At 44.5% G+C, this 19,881-nt stretch carries 13 protein-coding genes; 9 read left to right on the forward strand and 4 right to left on the reverse strand.

What is annotated here, in order from left to right; translation table 11 throughout:
- The first annotated feature begins 11 nt into the window (after positions 1–11).
- Both I5M27_RS09005 and I5M27_RS09010 read left to right on the forward strand, forming a co-directional pair.
- Complete coding sequence (locus I5M27_RS09005) at positions 12–1,241, forward strand: BaiN/RdsA family NAD(P)/FAD-dependent oxidoreductase (protein ID WP_200505855.1); 1,230 nt, start codon at positions 12–14, stop codon at positions 1,239–1,241.
- Between the two features lie 81 nt (positions 1,242–1,322).
- Positions 1,323–1,778, forward strand: a complete 456-nt coding sequence (locus tag I5M27_RS09010) for a ferritin-like domain-containing protein (RefSeq protein WP_200505856.1) — start codon at positions 1,323–1,325, stop codon at positions 1,776–1,778.
- 292 nt (positions 1,779–2,070) lie between these two features.
- Here the strand turns inward: I5M27_RS09010 and I5M27_RS09015 are convergent, their stop codons facing one another.
- On the reverse strand, positions 2,071–3,933 hold the full coding sequence (locus I5M27_RS09015; protein WP_200505857.1) for a DEAD/DEAH box helicase: 1,863 nt from the start codon (positions 3,931–3,933) through the stop codon (positions 2,071–2,073).
- Positions 3,934–4,502: 569 nt separating this feature from the next.
- Between I5M27_RS09015 and I5M27_RS09020 the strand changes: the two genes are divergently transcribed.
- The 4 genes from I5M27_RS09020 to I5M27_RS09035 all read left to right on the forward strand — a co-directional run bounded on the left by I5M27_RS09020 (position 4,503) and on the right by I5M27_RS09035 (position 13,322).
- The gene (locus tag I5M27_RS09020) at positions 4,503–5,051 is read left to right on the forward strand and encodes a hypothetical protein (protein ID WP_200505858.1); all 549 of its coding nucleotides are present in this window, start codon (positions 4,503–4,505) and stop codon (positions 5,049–5,051) included.
- Between the two features lie 469 nt (positions 5,052–5,520).
- The gene (locus tag I5M27_RS09025; RefSeq protein WP_200505859.1) at positions 5,521–8,913 is read left to right on the forward strand and encodes a UvrD-helicase domain-containing protein; all 3,393 of its coding nucleotides are present in this window, start codon (positions 5,521–5,523) and stop codon (positions 8,911–8,913) included.
- Positions 8,914–9,022: 109 nt separating this feature from the next.
- On the forward strand, positions 9,023–10,363 hold the full coding sequence (locus I5M27_RS09030; protein WP_200505860.1) for a GmrSD restriction endonuclease domain-containing protein: 1,341 nt from the start codon (positions 9,023–9,025) through the stop codon (positions 10,361–10,363).
- A 55-nt stretch (positions 10,364–10,418) separates the two neighbouring features.
- Positions 10,419–13,322, forward strand: coding sequence for a PD-(D/E)XK nuclease family protein (locus I5M27_RS09035; RefSeq protein ID WP_200505861.1), 2,904 nt, complete (start codon positions 10,419–10,421; stop codon positions 13,320–13,322).
- Between the two features lie 80 nt (positions 13,323–13,402).
- Here I5M27_RS09035 and I5M27_RS09040 read toward each other — a convergent pair whose 3' ends face one another.
- A complete protein-coding gene (locus tag I5M27_RS09040; RefSeq protein ID WP_200505862.1) occupies positions 13,403–13,705 on the reverse strand; it encodes a LysM peptidoglycan-binding domain-containing protein in 303 nt (100 codons plus the stop codon).
- A gap of 223 nt (positions 13,706–13,928) precedes the next feature.
- On the opposite strand from I5M27_RS09040, the gene I5M27_RS09045 reads away from it, so the two are divergent.
- The 3 genes from I5M27_RS09045 to I5M27_RS09055 all read left to right on the forward strand — a co-directional run bounded on the left by I5M27_RS09045 (position 13,929) and on the right by I5M27_RS09055 (position 17,961).
- A complete protein-coding gene (locus tag I5M27_RS09045) occupies positions 13,929–14,339 on the forward strand; it encodes a hypothetical protein (RefSeq protein ID WP_200505863.1) in 411 nt (136 codons plus the stop codon).
- 200 nt (positions 14,340–14,539) lie between these two features.
- Positions 14,540–15,880, forward strand: a complete 1,341-nt coding sequence (locus I5M27_RS09050) for a DNA recombination protein RmuC (protein ID WP_200505864.1) — start codon at positions 14,540–14,542, stop codon at positions 15,878–15,880.
- 230 nt (positions 15,881–16,110) lie between these two features.
- Positions 16,111–17,961 carry a M2 family metallopeptidase gene (locus I5M27_RS09055; RefSeq protein WP_200505865.1) on the forward strand — a complete coding sequence of 617 codons (1,851 nt, stop codon included), beginning with the start codon at positions 16,111–16,113 and terminating at the stop codon, positions 17,959–17,961.
- Positions 17,962–18,122: 161 nt separating this feature from the next.
- On the opposite strand, the gene I5M27_RS09060 is transcribed toward I5M27_RS09055, so the two are convergent.
- A complete protein-coding gene (locus tag I5M27_RS09060; RefSeq protein ID WP_200505866.1) occupies positions 18,123–18,839 on the reverse strand; it encodes a pirin family protein in 717 nt (238 codons plus the stop codon).
- 137 nt (positions 18,840–18,976) lie between these two features.
- Positions 18,977–19,753: an XRE family transcriptional regulator gene (locus I5M27_RS09065; RefSeq protein ID WP_200505867.1), complete on the reverse strand. Its 777-nt coding sequence runs from the start codon at positions 19,751–19,753 to the stop codon at positions 18,977–18,979.
- Positions 19,754–19,881: the final 128 nt, after the last annotated feature.

Below are 19,881 nucleotides of genomic sequence, written 5' to 3' on the forward strand. Positions count from 1 at the left end.
AAACTCTTAAAATGGCCCAAACAATTGCAGTGATCGGCGGCGGCGCAGCCGGCTTTTTCGGAGCCATAACCTGCGCGCAGCAAAACCCGGAAAATAACGTCCTGCTCTTCGAAAAAACCGGCAAACTGCTCACCAAAGTACTGGTTTCCGGCGGTGGCCGCTGCAACGTGACGCACCATTGCTTCAACCCGGCAGAACTTACCAGGTTTTACCCGCGCGGCGGCAAACAACTCAAAAAGCCCTTCCAGGAATTCGGCGCGCTGGATACGGTAAACTGGTTCGAAAAACGTGGCGTAAAACTCAAAACCGAAGCCGACGGCCGCATGTTTCCCGTAACAGACAATTCTGAAACCATTGCCAACTGTCTGCTCCGCGAAGCCCGGAATGCCGGGATAGAAATTCTGACGCACACCGATATTGCCGAAATTAAGAAACTGGAAAACAACGATTTTGAACTGCGCAGCGCCAAAGGAAAAACCTGGCAGGTAAACAAAATTTTGGTAACTACCGGTGGTCAGAACAAACCCGAAAGCTACGAATGGCTGAAAGCTTTAGGTCATAAAATTGAAAAACCGGTTCCGTCACTTTTCACTTTTAATGTGCCGGATTCTTATTTAAAAGAACTCATGGGCATTTCGGTGCCGCTTGCGGTTGTAAAAATTTCCGGGCAGAAACTCGAAAGCGAAGGGCCTTTACTCATCACGCACTGGGGTTTCAGCGGGCCGGCGGTTTTGCGGTTATCGGCCTGGGGAGCCCGGATATTAAACGAGCTCAATTATCATTTCAACATCAGCATAAACTGGGTTCCGGATTTTACCGAGGAAACGCTTCGCGCGGAATTGCTTTCCTATAAATCCCTGCACGGCAAAAAGATCATCAGCAGCAACCCGTTCTTTGGTTTGCCGCAGCGGCTTTGGAAAGTTTTCACCGATCAGGCGGGTATTTCTGCTGACTTGCGCTGGCTCGATATTTCTAATAAAAGCCTGAACAAATTACTCGAAACCTTGTTCCGTGGCACCTTTGAAGTAAAAGGAAAAACCACGTTTAAAGAAGAATTTGTAACCTGCGGCGGCGTAGCCCTTTCGGAAGTAAATATGCAAACCATGGAAAGCCGCCATGTAAAGGGCCTTTATTTTGCCGGCGAAGTACTTGATATTGATGGCTTAACCGGCGGCTTTAATTTCCAGGCCGCCTGGACCACTGGTTTTCTGGCAGGTAAAAGCATGGGCAGGGAACAATAAGTTCAGGTCCGCATCCTGCGATAACATTTTCAGGTATTTATAAGTACAAGAAGGCAAAAACGCTTCAAAACTTATAAAACTATGAATAACCAAAAGGAAATCGTATCGGTACTGCACCACCTGATAGACCGTTGCAAAGATGGTTCTAAGGGCTTTTTCACGGCTGCCGAAGATGTGGACGACCCGCAATTGAAGACTATGTTCAAGAAATTCTCTGTGCAGCGCGACGGCATGATCACCCAGTTGCAGGATGAATTGCATAAAATTGGTAAATCTGATTCTGAAAGCGGCTCTATTGAAGGAAAAGTACACCGCGCCTGGATCGATCTTTCTTCGGCGCTGGCCAGCAAAGACCGCAAAAGAATTCTGGAAGAATGTGAACGCGGCGAAGATTATGCCGTTGCGGCCTATCAAAAAGCATTAAAAGCGGACCTTCCGCCAAATATTCACCAGATTGTAGAGCAACAATACCAGCAGGTTAAACAAACCCACGACCAGGTACGCGACCTACGCGACCAGGCAAAAGCCAACTCATAAAAAACGCTATCCCTTCTAAAGGAAAAACCGGAGCTTTCACAAGTTCCGGTTTTTTGTATTATAACGATTTGGTTTCAGCATTAAAAGTTAAAGGACATAAAACAAAAAAGCCAGACTTTTTCAAGGTCTGGCTTTTTGCTATCAATGGTTGCAATTAAACTTTCATCTAAGGGTTTTTACGCCGGTTCTAATGAGAAGGTTGCAAATATTTAAAATTCAGGTTGATTTTCTTTAAAAGACTGAAATGAAAACTAATTAACACATTCATTTACAGGACTTTACAAAGCCAATATTACCAGCTTTTTTTCTTGCCGCCACCGCTGAAACGGCCGCCGCCTTTTTTCATTTCGTCGCGCCAGTTGCCACCGCCGCCGCTGCTTCTTTCGCGGTCGCCGCCCCGGCCACCACGATCGCCGCCATCACGGCCACGGAAACCTCCGCCATCACGGTCGCCACGGTCTCTGTCGCGGAAACCACCGCCACCAGAACGGCCACCTTCGCGGCGTTCGCCACGGCCACCGCCATCGCCAAATTCACGGCGTTCCGATCTTTCAGAATTTGCGGCCGAAGCATCTTTTTTCTGCGCTTTCTGGAACGTTACCGGAATATCGTTTATAGAAACGCGGCCCATCTGGTCCAGCACTTCCTGGGCAAATGCCAACGGAATTTCTACAAAACTGAAACGGTCGTACAGGTCAATGTCGCCAATTTTGTTTGCAGGAATGCTGGTATGCTCCGTAATTGCTTCGATGATATCTTTTGGATGCACACGGTCTTTCTTACCCATGGTAACAAAAATACGCTCCATGCCCGGTTTCGGACCTTCAATACCTTTCGATACTTCTGCGCTTTTTTCCTTGGCTTTAGATTCGCGCATGGTCATTTTCAATAACGCAGCTGCAACTTCCAGCGAAGTAAAATCCTGCGCCAGTAAACGCTCCACTTTGGCAACCGCTTTATCTAAATTACCTTTGGCAATAACTTCTTTAATCTGCTCCAGGAACAAAGTAGTCCGGATCTCGCTAACATCTTCGGAAGAAGGAACCGGCTGCTGCAGGATCTTCGCCTTGGTGTAGCGCATAATGTCTTTCAGTTTATAAACATCGCGGCCGGAAACAAACGAGAAGGCTTTACCAGATTTACCGGCACGGCCCGTACGGCCGATACGGTGTACGTAAGCTTCTTCGTCCTGCGGAAGGTCATAATTGAATACCGCTTCCACGTTCTCTACGTCAATACCACGGGCAGCCACATCAGTAGCAACGAGTAATTCCAGCGTGCCGCTTTTAAATTTCGCCATCACGTTAGAACGCTGCGTCTGGTTCAGGTCACCGTGCAAGGCATCGGCAAAGTAGCCGCGGGCCTGCAGGTTGCTTACCAGCTCATCTACCATGCGCTTGGTATTACAGAAAATGATCCCGATCTTCACGTTATACATATCGAGCAAGCGCGTAAGCACTTCCATTTTCATGTTGTTGCGTACCTCGAAATAAACCTGCTCTATATTGGTAACGGTAAGTTCGGTGTGCGTTACTTTTACAATGTGCGGGTTCTTCTGGAATTTCTTGGTGATCTCCATGATCGGCTTGCTCATGGTAGCCGAGAAGAGAATGGTCTGGCGCGATTCAGGAACTTTGGTCAGTACGAATTCAATGTCTTCGCGGAAACCCATGTCCAGCATTTCGTCGGCCTCATCCAGAATGATCTTTTTAATACCATCCAGCTTTAAAGTTCCGCGCTCGATGTGGTCCATCACGCGGCCCGGCGTACCAATTACGATCTGCACGCCGCTACGCAAAGCTTTTAACTGACGGTCGTAAGACTGACCACCGAAAATAGGCACAACACTGATGTTGCGTTTGTATTTAATAAGTTTTACAACTTCTTCCGAAACCTGGATAGCCAGCTCGCGGGTAGGGCACAAAATTAAAACCTGAACGTTTCTGTCATTTTCATCGATTCCTTCAATGGCAGGAATGGCGAACGCCGCGGTTTTACCGGTACCAGTTTGAGCCTGACCAATAACGTCGCGGCCCTCCATAATTACCGGTATTGCTTCGGTTTGAATTGGGGATGCCTCTTCAAAACCCATATCAGCAATGGCGCGCTGCATTTCAGCGCTTAACGGTAATTCTTCGAATTTAATTTTATTCATATAATGATTTGTTGGAAGGCTGAATTTGATTGGATAAGATATTGCGCCTTCATCAAGCTGCAAAGATACTACAAATAATTTACAACTTACGCAATTAATATTTCAGGGTTTGTTGTAGGCCTGGAAAGGCGATGTAATAAAAACGGGTACAATTCTACCTTTAACCCAGAAATTAATTATAAAAATACTATATCTTTCTTTTCTACCCATAATTTGAAGGAGGCGGTTAATATCCGGCTACTAACCGCCCGAATTTTGCCATTCACCATTTAAAGTTTACATAATCGTATATTTTTTTGGACTAAACCGTATAAACCCTTGAATTCCAATCTCAAAAAAACCTGACGATTTATCGTCCTATTGCTTTCTGATATAGCTTTTACCGCCAGACGGGAATTAAAAAGTTATATTTTATAATTATGCTCAACACAGCTTATTTCCAGAAAACAATTACCAGTTACGCTGGTTTCAGATTCCAATATATTATTTAAAGACTTTAACCGGAAAGCCCTCTTTTGGCTGGTACCGGTAACTAAAACCTGACCTTAAACTTCTAAAAAACTTCGATTATGCTGCACATTTCCAAAATTTTCCGCAATGGTAAAGAATTTAACCTGATGGCTTCCGGGGCTCTGGCTTTTAAAATTTACAATAAGATTTTAAAAGAACCCGTATTTGAGAACCTCAAGATCAAAAGCTCCAGCATTCTCTGCGATGCCATTGCTACCAGTCCGCTATTTAAAGCCGACCCAGCCGTAAATTCTGTTTATTTTGCAATTGTTTCGGATCTGGATAAAGAAACGAACAATGCGCTCTGCCTTAGAATAGGCCAGGAACGCATGAATAATGGCTATGCGGTGTGCGAAGTAATTGCCATGTATTACAATGAGCGGTATTTCCGGGCGGTAAAACAATTGCGCAACAATTTCGACGAATTGTTCGAGCTGAATAAACCAAGCGTGAACCAAAGCAAAGCGCTTATTTACTCGGAGCAGCAAAACTGCCTTTTAACCGACTATTCTTTAACACTGGCTAAGATCCTGTACCACACAACCCTGGAGGATTTTAACCCGGGCCGCGTCCTGAAATTCGAAAATCAACAAGTCGAGGCTGCCTGATCTGGCTTTTCTATTCGTTTTATGAATCTACTTTCCAACTGGTCCTGAAATGCCAAAACATAGGCTTTTGGTAATTCAGGATCCCTTTTTAATTTTTAAATGGTTGGATTGCTGAATAGCTGAATGGTTGATTATTAATTAATAGTAAACCTTCCTGGCATCCTGAGCACAATTAAGCGCGGGAGCGCGAAGATTGCGAGCGTAGCTCGGAAAAACCTCATCTGCGTTTGGCAGGAAAACTAATGCCTGGAAAGACTTTTTCCGCTTAAAATCATAGCGTTTTTTAAAATTAGGATCTGACTTTTTCATGCCAAAAGCATAGCGTTTTACCCTACCCTACAAATTTATACACTGCCCTTCCTAGGTTTTTTTTCATGCTTCAATCAACAATCAGCAATTAACAATCGACAATTTTTAGGTAACTTAGCTTTCTGTTCCGCCCTCTGAATTTCCGCCGAAAGTAAACGCTATGCCTGCTGTCTTAAAAGTCTATTCCTCCTCCGCCGGATCCGGCAAAACCTATACGCTTACCAAAGAATATCTGAAACTGGCGCTGCAAAGCCCAGATCCCTCCTATTACCGCACCATTCTGGCCATAACATTTACCAACGATGCTGCCGCAGAAATGAAGGAACGCATCCTCCATGCCCTCCGGGATTTTCAAACCGAAAACGGTATGGATTTGAAGGCAAAAACTAAATCTGATGATTTACTGAATTCCATCGCCGAAGAACTGAACCAGGAATATCCTGGACATAATTACACCACCGATCTGTTAAGAATTCGGGCGAAAGAGGTTTTCACCCAGATCCTGTTTCACTACGCCGATTTTGCGGTAAGCACCATCGATAGTTTTGTGAACAAAGTGGTGCAGGCGTTTACGCGGGAGCTGAATATTCCTTTCAATTTCGAAGTAGACCTGGATGCGGCAACGTTGCTGAATACCGCCGTAGCGATGCTACTGGACCAGGTAAAAGACGGTGAAGGAAATTTGCTGGCCAATACCTTGGAACAATACGCCGAAGAAAAAGCCTCCGAAGGAAAAAGCTGGAACAGTTTACCAACCGAGCTGGCGGAATTCGGCGTGAACCTGCTGAATGAACAGGTTTACGAAGCGGTGCTATCTCTACAGAAACTCAAACTCGAGGACTTCCGGAAAATTCGGGCAGAATTAATCAAAAAACAAAAATCCATTGAGGCCGAAATTCAAATCGTAGCCAAAGAAGGCGCCAATCTGATTAGCAATGCCGGCATTCCATCGGAAACATTTGCGAACGGAAAACTTGGCATTCCGGCTTATTTTGAAGGTTTAGCGAAAGAAATGGATCTGGAAAAACCATACGCGTACGCGCATAAAACCTTCGCCAGCGGGAAGTTCTACAGCGGAAAAGCTACGACCTTAGATAAAGCGAATATCGATGGGATTTGCGGTGGCTTGACTGATTGCTATAACCGGATCGAAGCCATTAAATCAGAACGTTCTCAGGAGTATCTGCTGATTAAGGAAATGATTCCGAACCTGTATAAGCTGAGCGTGCTGAATGAGCTGGAAAAGTGTATGCAGGAGATCAAGAAAGATAAGAACCTGGTGCACATTTCGGAGTTCAACAAGAAAATAACGGACATTGTGTTGCACGAACCCATTCCGTTTATTTATGAACGCCTCGGCGAAAAATACCACCACATCCTAATCGACGAATTCCAGGACACTTCTGCTTTGCAATGGAACAACCTGCTGCCGCTTATCGACAATACACTGGCCGGCGGGCATTTCAATTTAGTGGTAGGGGACGCGAAACAGGCCATTTACCGGTGGCGCGGCGGCGACCTGGAGCAGATCCTGCATTTGTATAAAGGCCAAACGCAAAACCTCTACGAAAACCGCCGCAACGAAGAAATTTTATCTGAACGCTACCAATCCGTAGACCACAGTTTGCGACCGGTAAATCTGAACACCAACTACCGTTCCGATACCCAGATCATCAATTTCAACAACGAACTTTTCCGGTTTATTGCTGATCACAAAGGGCGCGAATTTGAAACCTTGCAGGGCATTTACGACGATACGTTTCCGCAGATCGCTCCGGGTGGCAAGAACGAAAAAGGCGGTCTGGTGCAGGTTATTTTTGCTTCCGACGAAGACCTGAATTATGAGCTTGACCTGAAAACCGGCGACCGCACTGAAACGCTTTTCGAAGGCTACGAACACGAACAGGTTCTAACCTATTCCGAAAGTAATTTCGACATCACGCTGCAACTGGTAAAGCAGGCTTTGCAAGATGGTTATGCGTTGAAAGACATAGCGATCTTAAGCCGGAAAAATGCCAACAGCCGCGAGATCGCTACCTTTTTAAAGGAAAAAGGCTACCCCATTATTTCCCAGGATTCGCTTTCGTTGCAGAATGCCGAAGTGGTGAATTTGCTCATTGCGCTGTTCCGCATTTTTAATCGTCCGGACGATGGGTTAGCGCGTGCCGAAGCGTTGGGATTGATCTACAAAATTGTAAAGGAAGAACAGATAAACAGCCGCGTAACCGAAGAAATTGCCGCCGTGGCCGATGATGCGCGTTCCGAGATTTTCTTCAACAAAGTGCGGGGGTTGGGCTTCGACCTGAAGGAAAAAGAAACCGGCAATTTATCGCTGTACGAACTCACCGAAAAGCTCATCAGAATTCTCGATCTGCTGGGCAAAAACAACGAATGCGAATACCTGTTCCGCTTCCTGGACCTGGTAATGGAATACAGCCTGAACAATAGCAACAACCTGGCAAATTTCCTGCAATACTGGGACCTGAAAAAGGAAAAACTGAGCATCAACACGCCCAAAGACCTCGACGCCATTACCATCACCAGCATCCACAAAGCCAAGGGCCTCGCCTACCCCGTGGTGATCGTGCCGTTTGCCGACTGGAGCGTGGTGCCGATGAACCGGTCGCTGCTCTGGGGCAAACTTACCGCCGAAAATACGCCGGCCGAAAAGCTCGACATTGCCGTGGTGGGAATGAGCAGCCGCCTGGAAAATACCGCGCTCAAAGACCAGTACCAGACCGAACTGGAACGCACGTTTATCGAGAACCTGAATATGCTTTACGTGGCGCTAACCCGCCCCGAGCACCGGCTTTACCTCATTGCCAAAAAGCAGGATTTCACGAAGGAAGGCAATATGAAAAACATCAGCTATTTTCTGCACGCCTACCTCGTAAACAAAGGCCTTTGGGACATCGCAAAACCGGTGTTCACGCTTGCTGAAGATTCCTCGACTTTTCAGCCTAAAAACGCTACCGTTTCCGGGCATTACAACCTCGAACAACTGCACGCCACCGATTGGGGAAAACGCCTGAAACTAAAGCAAAACGCCAACAACATTTTCGACTTCGAAACGCAGCAGCAACAACGCAAATGGAGCCGCCGCTTGCACTACGCCCTCTCCCGCCTAACGATAGCCGACGAACTGGAAACGGTATTGAATTCGCTCAAAAACCAGGGCATTATCAGCAGAAGGGAAATGCCGGAATTTACCGAACGTTTGCAGACCGTGGTGCAGCATCCGCAAATGCAGCATTATTTCAGCAACGACGTGGTTTTCGAAAACGAAAAAGAGATCCTGGACGTGCGCACCCTCCGCTACAAACCCGACCGCATCGTCTTCGACCCCAAGAGCAATGCCGTTACTTTAATCGATTTTAAACTGCCGCCGGAAAAGAACGAGTACATCGAAAACCTGAATTCCTACGCCCAGCTTTTCGCGGAATTAATGCATTCGGATATCACCTGCCTGCTTTACTATTTTGAAGAAGAACGGGTGCATAAATGGAAGTTCGTTCCGGCGAAAGCTGGGGAGCAGATTGAGTTGGGGATTTAGGAAATAAATCACAGATAATGTTAAATAATATTGGAATTGACTAAGCTAGTACCTACTTTAGAAAAATTAAATTGAATAAGAAAAGAATAAAAAAAGACTAATAATAATTATGGAAGAGGCAGTACTTGACGAAATAATATTAGAGGAAGAGGAAACTCAAGAAGATGATTTATCGGGAAAACGGAGAATCTATACTGAACAAAGTGATCCTGAAATAGACTCTTTATACAGTCGGTATAAAAGAGGCAGATTAAATATTCAACCTGACTTTCAAAGGCAATTTGTTTGGGATAGAGTAAAATCAAGCAGATTAATTGAATCTGCACTTTTAGATATTCCTTTACCAATGGTTTATTTATCAGAGGAACAAGATGGTAAAGAAAATGTAATTGACGGCCAACAAAGGTTAACTTCCTTTTTTTCATTCTTAGATGGAAAGTTTCCTGATGGACAAGACTTTAAATTAGGCGGCTTAAAGGTATTTACTGAATTAAATAATTTGAGATATAGCCAGCTTAAAGAAGAATATCAGGACAAAATCAGGTACTATAACATTAGAACAATAAAATTTAAAAAAGAATCTGATGGCGATTTACAGTTCGAAGTATTTGAGAGGTTAAATACCGGTTCAGTTTCTTTAAATGATCAAGAACTTAGAAATTGTGTTTATCGAGGTAAATTCAATAATTTATTAAAAGACTTATCTGAAGAGCCTGATTTTAGGTATTTGTTAGGATTATCAACTTCAGACAGAAGAATGGTTGATAGAGAATTAGTACTAAGATTTGCTTCTTTTTATCTTAATACTTATTTAAAATACAAAGCACCTATTAAATTGTTTCTAAACCACACAATGGACCGGTATAGAGATATTTCAGACAATGATGCTAAAGAACTTAAACAAGCATTTAAAAACACTTTACACATTATTAGATCTTTGCTCGATAGAAATGCTTTTAAACGTTTCTATAAAGGAGATGATATTAATAAAAATGGAAGATGGGAACAGAAGAAATTTAACGTTTCCATTTATGACATCTTAATGTATTCATTTGCGAAAGAGGACAAAAACTCGGTTTTTAATAACCTTGATTCGATTCGCGAGGCATTAATTAATCTAATGACAAATGATCAAGAATTTATTGATTCAATTGAACTTTCAACTAGTAGTGTAAGAGCAGTTACTACAAGATTTGATAAATGGAGGTTAACTTTGCAAAAGATAATTGGAATAGCAAATAAAGAACCACGTTGTTTTAGCTATAAATTAAAAGAGGAATTATATATAGCTGATCCAACCTGTGCAATTTGCAGTAATAAAATCCAAAATATTGATGATGCAGCTGTTGACCATATAGAACAGTATTGGACTGGAGGTAAAACAATACCTGAAAATGCAAGGCTAACACATAGATTCTGTAATTGGTCCAGACCTAGAATTGAAGAATAAAAATTTCATTTAGTAAAGCAGCAGCAGTTTAATACTAATTACATTTATAAATTTAATGCAAACCTTCCTCCATCAAACTGCTGCTGCTTTACTTCAGAAATACCCCGACAATATCAGCCAGCTTTGCGTGATCGTTCCCACACGCCGGGCGGGTTTATATTTCAAAAATGCGTTGGCGAAACTTGCGCCGGGTGGAATGTGGAGCCCGGAAGTTTCTTCGATGGAGGATTTTGTGTGCAACCTGGCTAAAACCGAAATTGTGGAGCCCATCAGCCTGCAGCTCGAGCTTTACGACATCATCCAGGAATTCGACCAGAAACTCGATTTCGACCAGTACGTGAGCTGGGCCGGTACTTTGCTCGAAGATTTCAACCGCATCGACCAGAACCTGGTAGAAACCGAAAAGCTTTTCGAATACCTTTCCGAAGCCAAAGCCCTGGAACGCTGGGACCCGGAGGCGCTGGGACAGCCCATTTCTGCCACCGTTGCCAACTACTTCAAACTCTGGGAAAACCTGCAGAAAACCTACCAGAAACTGCGGCAGAATTTACGCAAGAAAAAGCAGTCGTACCCCGGAATGGCTTTTCGCTACGTAGCCGAAAACGTTAAGGAGATCACCGAAAAAACTAACTGCCACCGCTACATTTTTATTGGTCTGAATGCGTTGAGCCGGTCAGAAGAAAAGATCGTGCGCACGCTTTTGCAACTCGATAAAGCCGACGTTTTTTTCGATGCCGATGAATATTATCTGTCGCCCGATTCGCCAAACCGGGCCGGCCATTTCCTGCGCCAGTACCGCAAAAAATGGAGCCTGCCGGAATGGAATTTCAGCGGCAACGAACTCTTAACTTCCGAAAAAGAAATAAACGTGATCGGCGTGGCGAATGCCAGTATGCAGGGTCGTGTAGCGGGTCAGTTATTAGATGAGATCCGCAGTAAACAACCCAACGCCGAAGTAGCCATTGTGCTTCCCGACGAAAATATGTTGCTGCCGGTGCTGCATTCCATTGGCGAAAAGGTTTCCGATTACAACGTTACGATGGGTCTTACGCTCAAAGGCACGTCCCTTTTCAACCTCGTCGATCTGCTTTTTGATGTGCATTTAACGGGCATTATTCAGCCGGGGCAAACGGGATACGCGGTGCAGCATTACCATTACCTCGCGGTAAATAAATTGCTGAGTCACCCGTTCATCCGCCGCTACGAGCATTATTTAAACGAGAATTTTCCGGAACACGAAAACCTGGTTCAAACCGTAATCGATAAAATCCTGACTGAAAACCGGATCTTACTTTCGGCGCAGCAATTAATTGAACTTGGCAAAGAACATCCGATCTATCAGGCGCTTTTCCGCCCCTGGAAAAACTGCGACGACATTATTGCTGCCATTTTCGAGATCATCGATTTGTTAAAGAACATTTACCGGAATGAACTCATCAACCCGGTAGAAACCGAATACCTGTACCACCTTTTCACGATCGTAAAACGCCTCGATTCCATCTTCGATTGCCGCCAGCAAAAGATCTCGGTGCGCAGTTTCAAGAAATTTCTCTACGAGCAAATAAGTCAGACCCGTTTACCGTTCGAAGGCGAACCGATCTCCGAAATTCAGGTAATGGGTATGCTCGAAACGCGCGCGCTGGATTTTGAAAACCTGATCATTCTTTCGGTAAACGAAAATACACTGCCGGCTCCGAAAAAACATTCTTCCCTGATGCCTTACGACGTGCTCCGCGAATTCGGATTACCCACGTATTCGGAACAGGAAAGTATTACCGCCTACCATTTTTACCGTTTGCTGCAGCGGGCTAAAACCGTAAGCCTGCTGTACGTACAGCCTTCAGATACTTTTGGCGCCGCTGAAAAAAGCCGCTTCATTCTGCAATTAGCTAACCACCTGGCGCCACTAAATCCGAAGATAAAATACTCGGAACAAACCGGAATCGTGGTGCAGACTGAAAAGAAAAAAACGTATAACCACGACATTGTAATAGAAAAGGACGATGCGGTTTTAACCAAGCTGAAAGCGAACCTGAAAAAAGGGCTTTTCCCTTCGCATTTGAATATGTGGGTGCGTTGCAATCTGCAATACTATTTCACCAAAGTTGCCGGCCTGCGCGAAACGAACGAAATGGATGAGCAGATCGGCACCGACCAGTTCGGTAATATCGTGCACAAAGTGCTGGAAGATTTTTACCAGCCGTTTATGCTGGGAGGTAAATCCGTTCTGGTTTCAGACTTGGAAAAAATGCTAGGAAAATTGCCCGAAAAAGTGAAACAGGAATTTAAACGCGGCACCTTAGAAGCGTTACCGGAGCAGGGCATGAATTATTTGCTTTACAAAGTAGCTTTAAAAATTCTTCAAAAATACCTGGAACTGGAAATAAAATCCGGAGCGTATCCGCTGAAAGTTTTGAAGTTGGAGCAATCTCTGGAAACGATTTTGCAAGTGCCGGTTGGCGATGAATTGGTAGAAGTAAAGCTGGCTGGTAAAGCCGATAGAATCGATAAAACCGGGAATAAAATTCGCGTGATCGATTACAAAACGGGCTTTGTAAGCCCGACAGATTTGAAGCTTAAAACCGAAGATCTGGAAACGCATTTTCTTTCGAATAAGAAATATGAGAAAGTGCGGCAGCTTTGGCTTTATCGGTATTTAATGGAAAAAAGCCTGGCGAACATTCCGGTTTTAGCTGCCGAAAACGGTATGGAATTACCCGAAAAAACTGAGATCGAAGCCAGCATTTTATCGTTCCGGAATCTGGATAAAGGCTTAATGAAAGCGCAACTGAATTTCACGGACGATGGTTTTGAAAGCACCGAAATGTTCCTGGCGGAATCTGAGAAATACCTGCACAAATTCATCCAGCAAATGCTTGATCCAGAGGAGCCAATTCGTAAAACCCACGATATTGAAGTTTGCCAGTATTGTCCTTACCGCGGAATTTGTGCGCGTTAGAAAACAAAAGACCTCCCAAGTTTTAAAAACTGGGAGGTCTTTTTTAATCGATACGCGTAAATCAAAAATCGTAAATTCAATTACGCTTTCGGAATCTTTAACACCCAGCCTGGCTGGATCAGATCCGGATTGGAGATCTGGTCTTTATTCGCTTCGTGGATCTTTTTCCATTGCTGTGCATCTCCGTAGAAATTCTTGGCAATTTTAGAAAGCGAATCGCCGGATTTTACGGTGTAGGTATCCATACCCGCGGTAGCTCCTGCGGCCGGCTGGCCGGCTGCTCCCTGATTAAAAAAGCCACCGGTAGAATCTTTGGCTGCGCCGGTTTTGGGTTGTTCAACCGGCTTTTGTTCGCCTTTTTTTAAAAAATCAAATAGTCCCATAGTTTTATTTTAGTTTAGAGAAAAAATCAGGCCTGTAAAACCGGTATTTTTTCATGCATGTATACTTTATTGGCATACGCCCCGCTGCATTTTTTGTTTTTCAGGCAGGCTTGCTTTCAAATCTTTAGCCAAGGCAGAACCAAACCACTACGCTTCCGTATCCTATTCCAGTTTCCGGCAGCAGAAAATGTTGTTCGGAACGAAAACCCAAACCTATATAACTATGAAAGAAATGAAAGTGAAACACCTTTTCCTGGCCTTCTATGTATTTGCGCTAATTTTTGCGGTTGGTTGTAGCAAGAAAAACGAAGCCGGCGGAACTGCTAATTTATACGGCTCCGACAGCAAACGCTGGACTACCGATAAAGAACGAAACGCGGGCGGTGATAAAGTAAAACAAACTTCCGAAGATGAAAATACGGTTTTGCAATTTTTCTCTAACGGCAATTTCTCCATGAATTCTAATCTGCAAACCATGTCGGGCACGTACCGCTACGACCAGTCCGGCAGATCTTTGATGTTAACGCCAAACGGCTCTACCACTTCCATGTCTTTTGAAGTTACCAAGTTAGATGATGACGAATTAGATCTGAAAGCCCCGGATGGTTCTACCATGGAACTGGAAGCAGAGTAATTTCAGATCTTAAGATTTGGATATGATTTAAATCTCGATAATAATTTACCAATACTACTAATAGTAAAGTCCGGTTTTGCTTTGGCAAGGCCGGACTTTTTTGTGTCTAAATCATAGCGTTTTTATATTAATTGAATTGGGTTCGGCACTAATCATTTCCGGTACTTGTTCCGGGGGTGATTTTGGCGTAAATTTAAATTATGGAATGGTTATCTGTAGCGGCCGGTGCTTTGCCCGCCAGTGGGCTGGTTTATTTGTTGCTGAAAAGCCACATCAATGCGTTGGCGCAAAAAACGCAGGCTGCAGAAATGGCCTTGAAAATGGCGCAAACGCAGGTGGAAGAGAAAAAGCAGGAAATTTTAAAATTGCAGGACCAGGTTAAATACGAAAACCGCCAGGTAATTACGCTCCACGCGGAACTGAGTAAAACCGAAACCGACCTCTACCATTTAAAGCAAAAACTTTCTGAAAATCACGAAGAACTGGCAGCGCTGCGTCAGACTTTTTTAGAGCAATTCCATACCGTTTCCAACCAGGTTTTGGTTACCAATTCCGAGCATTTCAAAAAATCTTCCGCCGAAAATATTGAGCGCATTTTAGAACCGCTGAAAGAGCGCATCAAAGAGTTTGAAGCCAAGGTAGAAAATACCTACGAAAAAAGCCTGATTGAGAATACGACCTTAAAAGAGCAGATCGCGCAGCTGGTAAACCTGAATCAACAGATGAGCAAAGATGCCTTGAACCTGACCCAGGCATTAAAAGGCGAACGCAAAACGCAGGGCAACTGGGGCGAATATCTGCTGGAAAGTTTACTCGAAAAATCGGGGCTGGAACGCGGTATTCATTATAAACGCGAAGATGTGCGGCGCAACGATGAACAAAAGATCTACCGGCCCGACGTGATCATTTTACTGCCTGACGACAAACACCTGGTGATCGATTCCAAGCTCTCGTTGGTGGCTTACGAAGCATTTTGCAGCGCCGAAGACGAAGCCTTGCAGCAATTGCAACTCAAGAGCCATTTAAACTCGTTGCGCACGCATTATTCCGATCTAAGCCGCAAAAATTACCAGCATCTGCACGGCATTAATTCGCCCGATTTTGTACTCATGTACATTCCGATAGAGCCGGCCTTTAACCTGGCCATGCAACACGACCGCGAAATGTTTGTGGAAGCGCTGGACCGCAACATTGTTTTTGTAACCAACTCTACCCTGCTGGCAACTTTAAGAACTGTAGCCAGCGTCTGGAAGCAGGAAAACCAAAAACGCAACGTGCTACAAATTGCCCAGGAAAGCGGCAAACTCTACGATAAATTCGTGGGCTTTATGGAAGATCTGAAAGACGTAGGCGTAAACCTGGAACGCAGTCAGCAGAAATACAACCTGGCCATGAACAAACTCTGGGAAGGAAAAGGAAACCTGATCGGCCGCGTTGAAAATCTGAAAAAACTGGGCGCTAAAACCAGCAAAACCTTGGATCAGGATCTGCTAAGAAACTCTTTGCCGGAGCAGACAAATAATGAAATAATACCGAACTGAAAACCATGAAACCGGAATAAGCAAATTATCCGGTTTTTTGCTTTAAAACCCTACCCTTTTTAAGGCCCACTTTTCAGGTTCCAAACCATAGCGATTTACTAATTTCTTTTTCCGAACAGGAAAATATTTAAGTTTTAAGGCTGAATCCCATAGCGATTTCAGGCGAAATCAAATGTCTAATTTCCTAAGCCGGAATTTGTATATTTGGTTTTTAACCTGCCAAACTGCTTATGAAAAAACTGATCTTACCGGCCCTGGCCGCTGGCTTATTATTTTCCTGCCAGTCTAAAGTGCCTTCTACTCCCAAAACGGAAACTGCTGTAACCCCAACGCCCGAACCAGCCGCCATTCCCCGCGATTTTCGGGGGGAAGCTGATAAATACCTGAGGGAATATTCCGCGGCTTATCAGAAGTTTTACTACAAAGCTTCGGAAGCAGAATGGGCCTCCAACACCAGAATAATTCCCGGCGATAGCACCAATGCCAAACGTACGCAGGCTGCCAACGAAGAAATGGCGCGTTTTACCGGCAGTGAGGCAAATATCAATAAAACCCGTGAACTGCTGGCCCATAAAGATAAGTTAACCTATCTGCAGGTCCTCCAGCTCGAAGCCATTTTGTTTCAGGCCGCAAATAATCCCCAGATCGTTCCGCACCTGGTAAATGCCCGCATAAAGGCCCAGACCGAACAAACCGAAAAACTTTACGGCTACGATTATAAACTGAACGGAAAATCGGTTACTACTAACCAGCTCGACGATATTCTGAAAGACGAGAAAAACCTGAACAAACGTTTGCAGGCCTGGAATACGAGCAAAGAAGTTGGTAAGGAATTAAAAGATGGCCTTGTGAATCTGCGTGATCTTCGGAACCAGACCGTGCAGGCCCTGGGCTACGAAGATTTTTTCAGCTACCAGGCTTCCGAATACGGTATGACCCGCGAAGAAATGGTGAACCTGATCCGGAAACTGAACCAGGAATTGCTGCCGCTTTACCGCGAACTACACACTTATGCCCGCTACGAACTGGCTAAAAAATACGGCGTAAAACAGGTTCCAGACCAGATTCCGGCGCATTGGTTACCAAACCGTTGGGGCCAGGACTGGAGCAGCATGGTTACCGTAAAAGGCTTTAACCTTGATGCCCAGCTTAAAAAGAAAAGTGTCGAATGGCAGGCCAAACAAGCTGAAAAGTTTTACATGAGCCTGGGCTTCCCGGCTTTACCGGAAACCTTCTGGACCAAATCGGACCTATATCCGCTTCCGAAGGGTGCTAATTATAAGAAAAACAACCACGCTTCGGCCTGGCACATGGATCTGGATAAAGACGTGCGCGGCCTGATGAGTATTGAGCCGAACGCTGAATGGTACGAAACCACGCATCACGAGTACGGCCATATTTACTATTACATGACCTATTCCAATCCGGATGTGCCGCTTATGCTGCGGGCCGGTGCCAACCGGGCCTACCACGAAGCGCTCGGCAGTTTAATGGGCCTGGCAGCCAGCCAGAAACCGTTCCTGGCCAGCCTGAACCTGATCGATCCGAAAGCCAAAACCGACGACATGCAATTACTGCTGAAAGAAGCGCTGAACTACGTGGTTTTCATTCCGTTTGCTTCCGGCGTTATGACCGAGTTTGAGCATGATCTTTACGCCCAGAACCTGCCAACCGATGAATTCAACAAACGCTGGTGGGAACTGGTTAAAAACTACCAGGGAATTGTGCCGCCCAATACCCGCGGCGAGGAATTTACCGACGCAGCCACCAAAACCCACATCAACGACGATCCGGCCCAATATTACGACTATGCGCTTTCGTACGTGATCCTGTTCCAGTTGCACGACCACATTGCCAAAAATATTCTGAAGCAGGATCCGCACGCTACTAATTACTACGGCAGCAGAGAAGTAGGCGCATTTCTGAAAGGCATTATGTACCCGGGGGCAAGCGCCAACTGGCGTAAAATGCTCATAGAAAAAACCGGCGAAGATCTGAGTGCCCGCGCCATGGTTGCTTATTTCGAACCGCTTATGGATTACCTTAAAAAACAGAATAAAGGACGGAAATACACCATGTAAAAACGCTATGGTTTTAGCCTGAAAAACTCAAAAACCTAGACATCAAAAAAGCCCCGGAATAATTCCGGGGCTTTTTAGTTTATCGAATTCAGAAAAAACGCTATCTGTTCCGGCCTGAAAAGTCAGAAGTTAAAAAAGCGGTTCAACTGAAAAAACATAACTTAATAATTAGCTTCTACTGCCGGCAGATCGATCAGGATAAAAGAAGAATTTTTAGAGGCGCTGATCTTAACCATTTGTTGTTTTTCGAGCCGCAGCTGGTCGTTGCTCATTAATTCTATACCGTTTACAAACATGTGCCCTTCAGTCACATAGATCAGCACTTTCCGGATCTCGAAGGTTTTGTAGTCTATTTCCTTGTCTTCTTTCAGATTGGCGTAATATACCGTAGAATTGGTGTTCATGTAAATTACATCGTCGAGTACTTTCTGGCCGGTTGCCAGGGGAATGAGCTCGTTATCCGATTCCAGGAAATTAATGGTTTTCTGTTCGTAAGAAGGCTGCAAACCATTACGGTTAGGCAAAAACCACAGTTGGTACAAGTGCAATTCTTCTTCCGCTTTATTTTCCTCGCTGTGCGTAATGCCGGTGCCGGCCGTCATGCGTTGTACTTCGCCGGCCTTAATGGTTTTTTCATTGCCCAGGCTGTCCTTATGCGAAATTTCGCCTTTCAGTACGATCGTAATAATTTCCATTTCCGAATGCGGATGCATCGGAAATCCGGATTTTGGAGCTATATAATCGTCATTAAAAACCCGTAAAGGCCCGAATTGCATATTCGAAGGGTCGTAATAATCAGCAAAAGAAAACAGGAAATAAGAATTCAGCCAGCCATGAGAAGCGTGGTGGCGCTCAGCAGATTTTATCAGTTGAACCATAGTTCTATTTATGTAAGTATCAGAGTTAGCGTATGCCTTGGTAAACTGTGGTTAGTACGGCAAATATTGCGGGAAGTTAAAAGGGTTAACTAAATTTAGCTAACCCTTTCCATTAATTTTATACTTTTTAGTTACTCTCAGATTGCCTTTTTCAGCTTCATTACTTCATGCTGCAGGTCAAGCACAATAGAAGATAATTTGCTGAGCGAAAGATCTGCCATCGGGAATGAACTACTGATATAAGCTTTAGCTTCCCAGATTTCCAGAATATCGTTTACCGGTACTTCGTATGGCGGATATACAGGGTTATCGGAATGCAGCGCCATATAAGCCCCGGTTTTCACCTTATTAAATAACCGCTTAAATACCACGCCTTCGCGCTGGCTCACAATTATGCACGGAGTACCATCTTTTATATAATTCCAGTCTTCTACAAAGCGGCCTACAATCACCGTTCCGCTTACCAGCGGCAGCATAGAATCACCGGCAATTTCAAATGCCCGGTACGTACCGGTTCCGGCAAGCATAGGCAATCTGAATTTTGGCAGATCTTCCATAAATTCTGGATCAGCATACCCGTTCAGGTAACCGGCACTGGCGCGTTGTGGTACCAGCTCTATATTTTCGTTATGATCCTGATCTACCGTAATGGCTAGTACCCGCAGTTTTCCTTCCTGCTTATTTGCTTCTTCCTGATCTAAGGAAGGTACCAGTTGGCTATGGTCCTGCGTGATCAGGGAATCGAGCGAAATGCCGAAAAGTCGGGAAATACTGACCAGCGTAGACAACTTTGGTTCAGCCCTTCCTTCTTCATAAGCCCCTATTAACGAACGTTTTATGCTTATTTTTTCCGCCATCTGCGCCTGGGTAATGCCTAAACGCTTGCGAAGATATTTTAAATTTGTGCTCAGCATGTTCTAATTTTTTTAGTAAATCCCTACCCTGAAACCCGTAATTTTACTTTTGCTTCTAAAATTACGTAAAATAAAACGTAATTACTAACTAACTTAGCATATTTTAATCTAGTTCAAATAAAGGAATC

Source organism: Adhaeribacter terrigena (assembly GCF_016623615.1).
GTDB lineage: Bacteria > Bacteroidota > Bacteroidia > Cytophagales > Hymenobacteraceae > Adhaeribacter_A > Adhaeribacter_A terrigena.

Coding starts and splice junctions, on each gene's coding strand:
- I5M27_RS09035 (WP_200505861.1), top strand. CDS start 10,419: ATGCAAACCTTCCTCCATCAAACTGCTGCTGCTTTACTTCAGAAATAC.
- I5M27_RS09015 (WP_200505857.1), bottom strand. CDS start 3,933: ATGAATAAAATTAAATTCGAAGAATTACCGTTAAGCGCTGAAATGCAG.
- I5M27_RS09040 (WP_200505862.1), bottom strand. CDS start 13,705: ATGGGACTATTTGATTTTTTAAAAAAAGGCGAACAAAAGCCGGTTGAA.
- I5M27_RS09055 (WP_200505865.1), top strand. CDS start 16,111: ATGAAAAAACTGATCTTACCGGCCCTGGCCGCTGGCTTATTATTTTCC.
- I5M27_RS09065 (WP_200505867.1), bottom strand. CDS start 19,753: ATGCTGAGCACAAATTTAAAATATCTTCGCAAGCGTTTAGGCATTACC.
- I5M27_RS09050 (WP_200505864.1), top strand. CDS start 14,540: ATGGAATGGTTATCTGTAGCGGCCGGTGCTTTGCCCGCCAGTGGGCTG.
- I5M27_RS09025 (WP_200505859.1), top strand. CDS start 5,521: ATGCCTGCTGTCTTAAAAGTCTATTCCTCCTCCGCCGGATCCGGCAAA.
- I5M27_RS09020 (WP_200505858.1), top strand. CDS start 4,503: ATGCTGCACATTTCCAAAATTTTCCGCAATGGTAAAGAATTTAACCTG.
- I5M27_RS09005 (WP_200505855.1), top strand. CDS start 12: ATGGCCCAAACAATTGCAGTGATCGGCGGCGGCGCAGCCGGCTTTTTC.
- I5M27_RS09045 (WP_200505863.1), top strand. CDS start 13,929: ATGAAAGAAATGAAAGTGAAACACCTTTTCCTGGCCTTCTATGTATTT.
- I5M27_RS09030 (WP_200505860.1), top strand. CDS start 9,023: ATGGAAGAGGCAGTACTTGACGAAATAATATTAGAGGAAGAGGAAACT.
- I5M27_RS09010 (WP_200505856.1), top strand. CDS start 1,323: ATGAATAACCAAAAGGAAATCGTATCGGTACTGCACCACCTGATAGAC.
- I5M27_RS09060 (WP_200505866.1), bottom strand. CDS start 18,839: ATGGTTCAACTGATAAAATCTGCTGAGCGCCACCACGCTTCTCATGGC.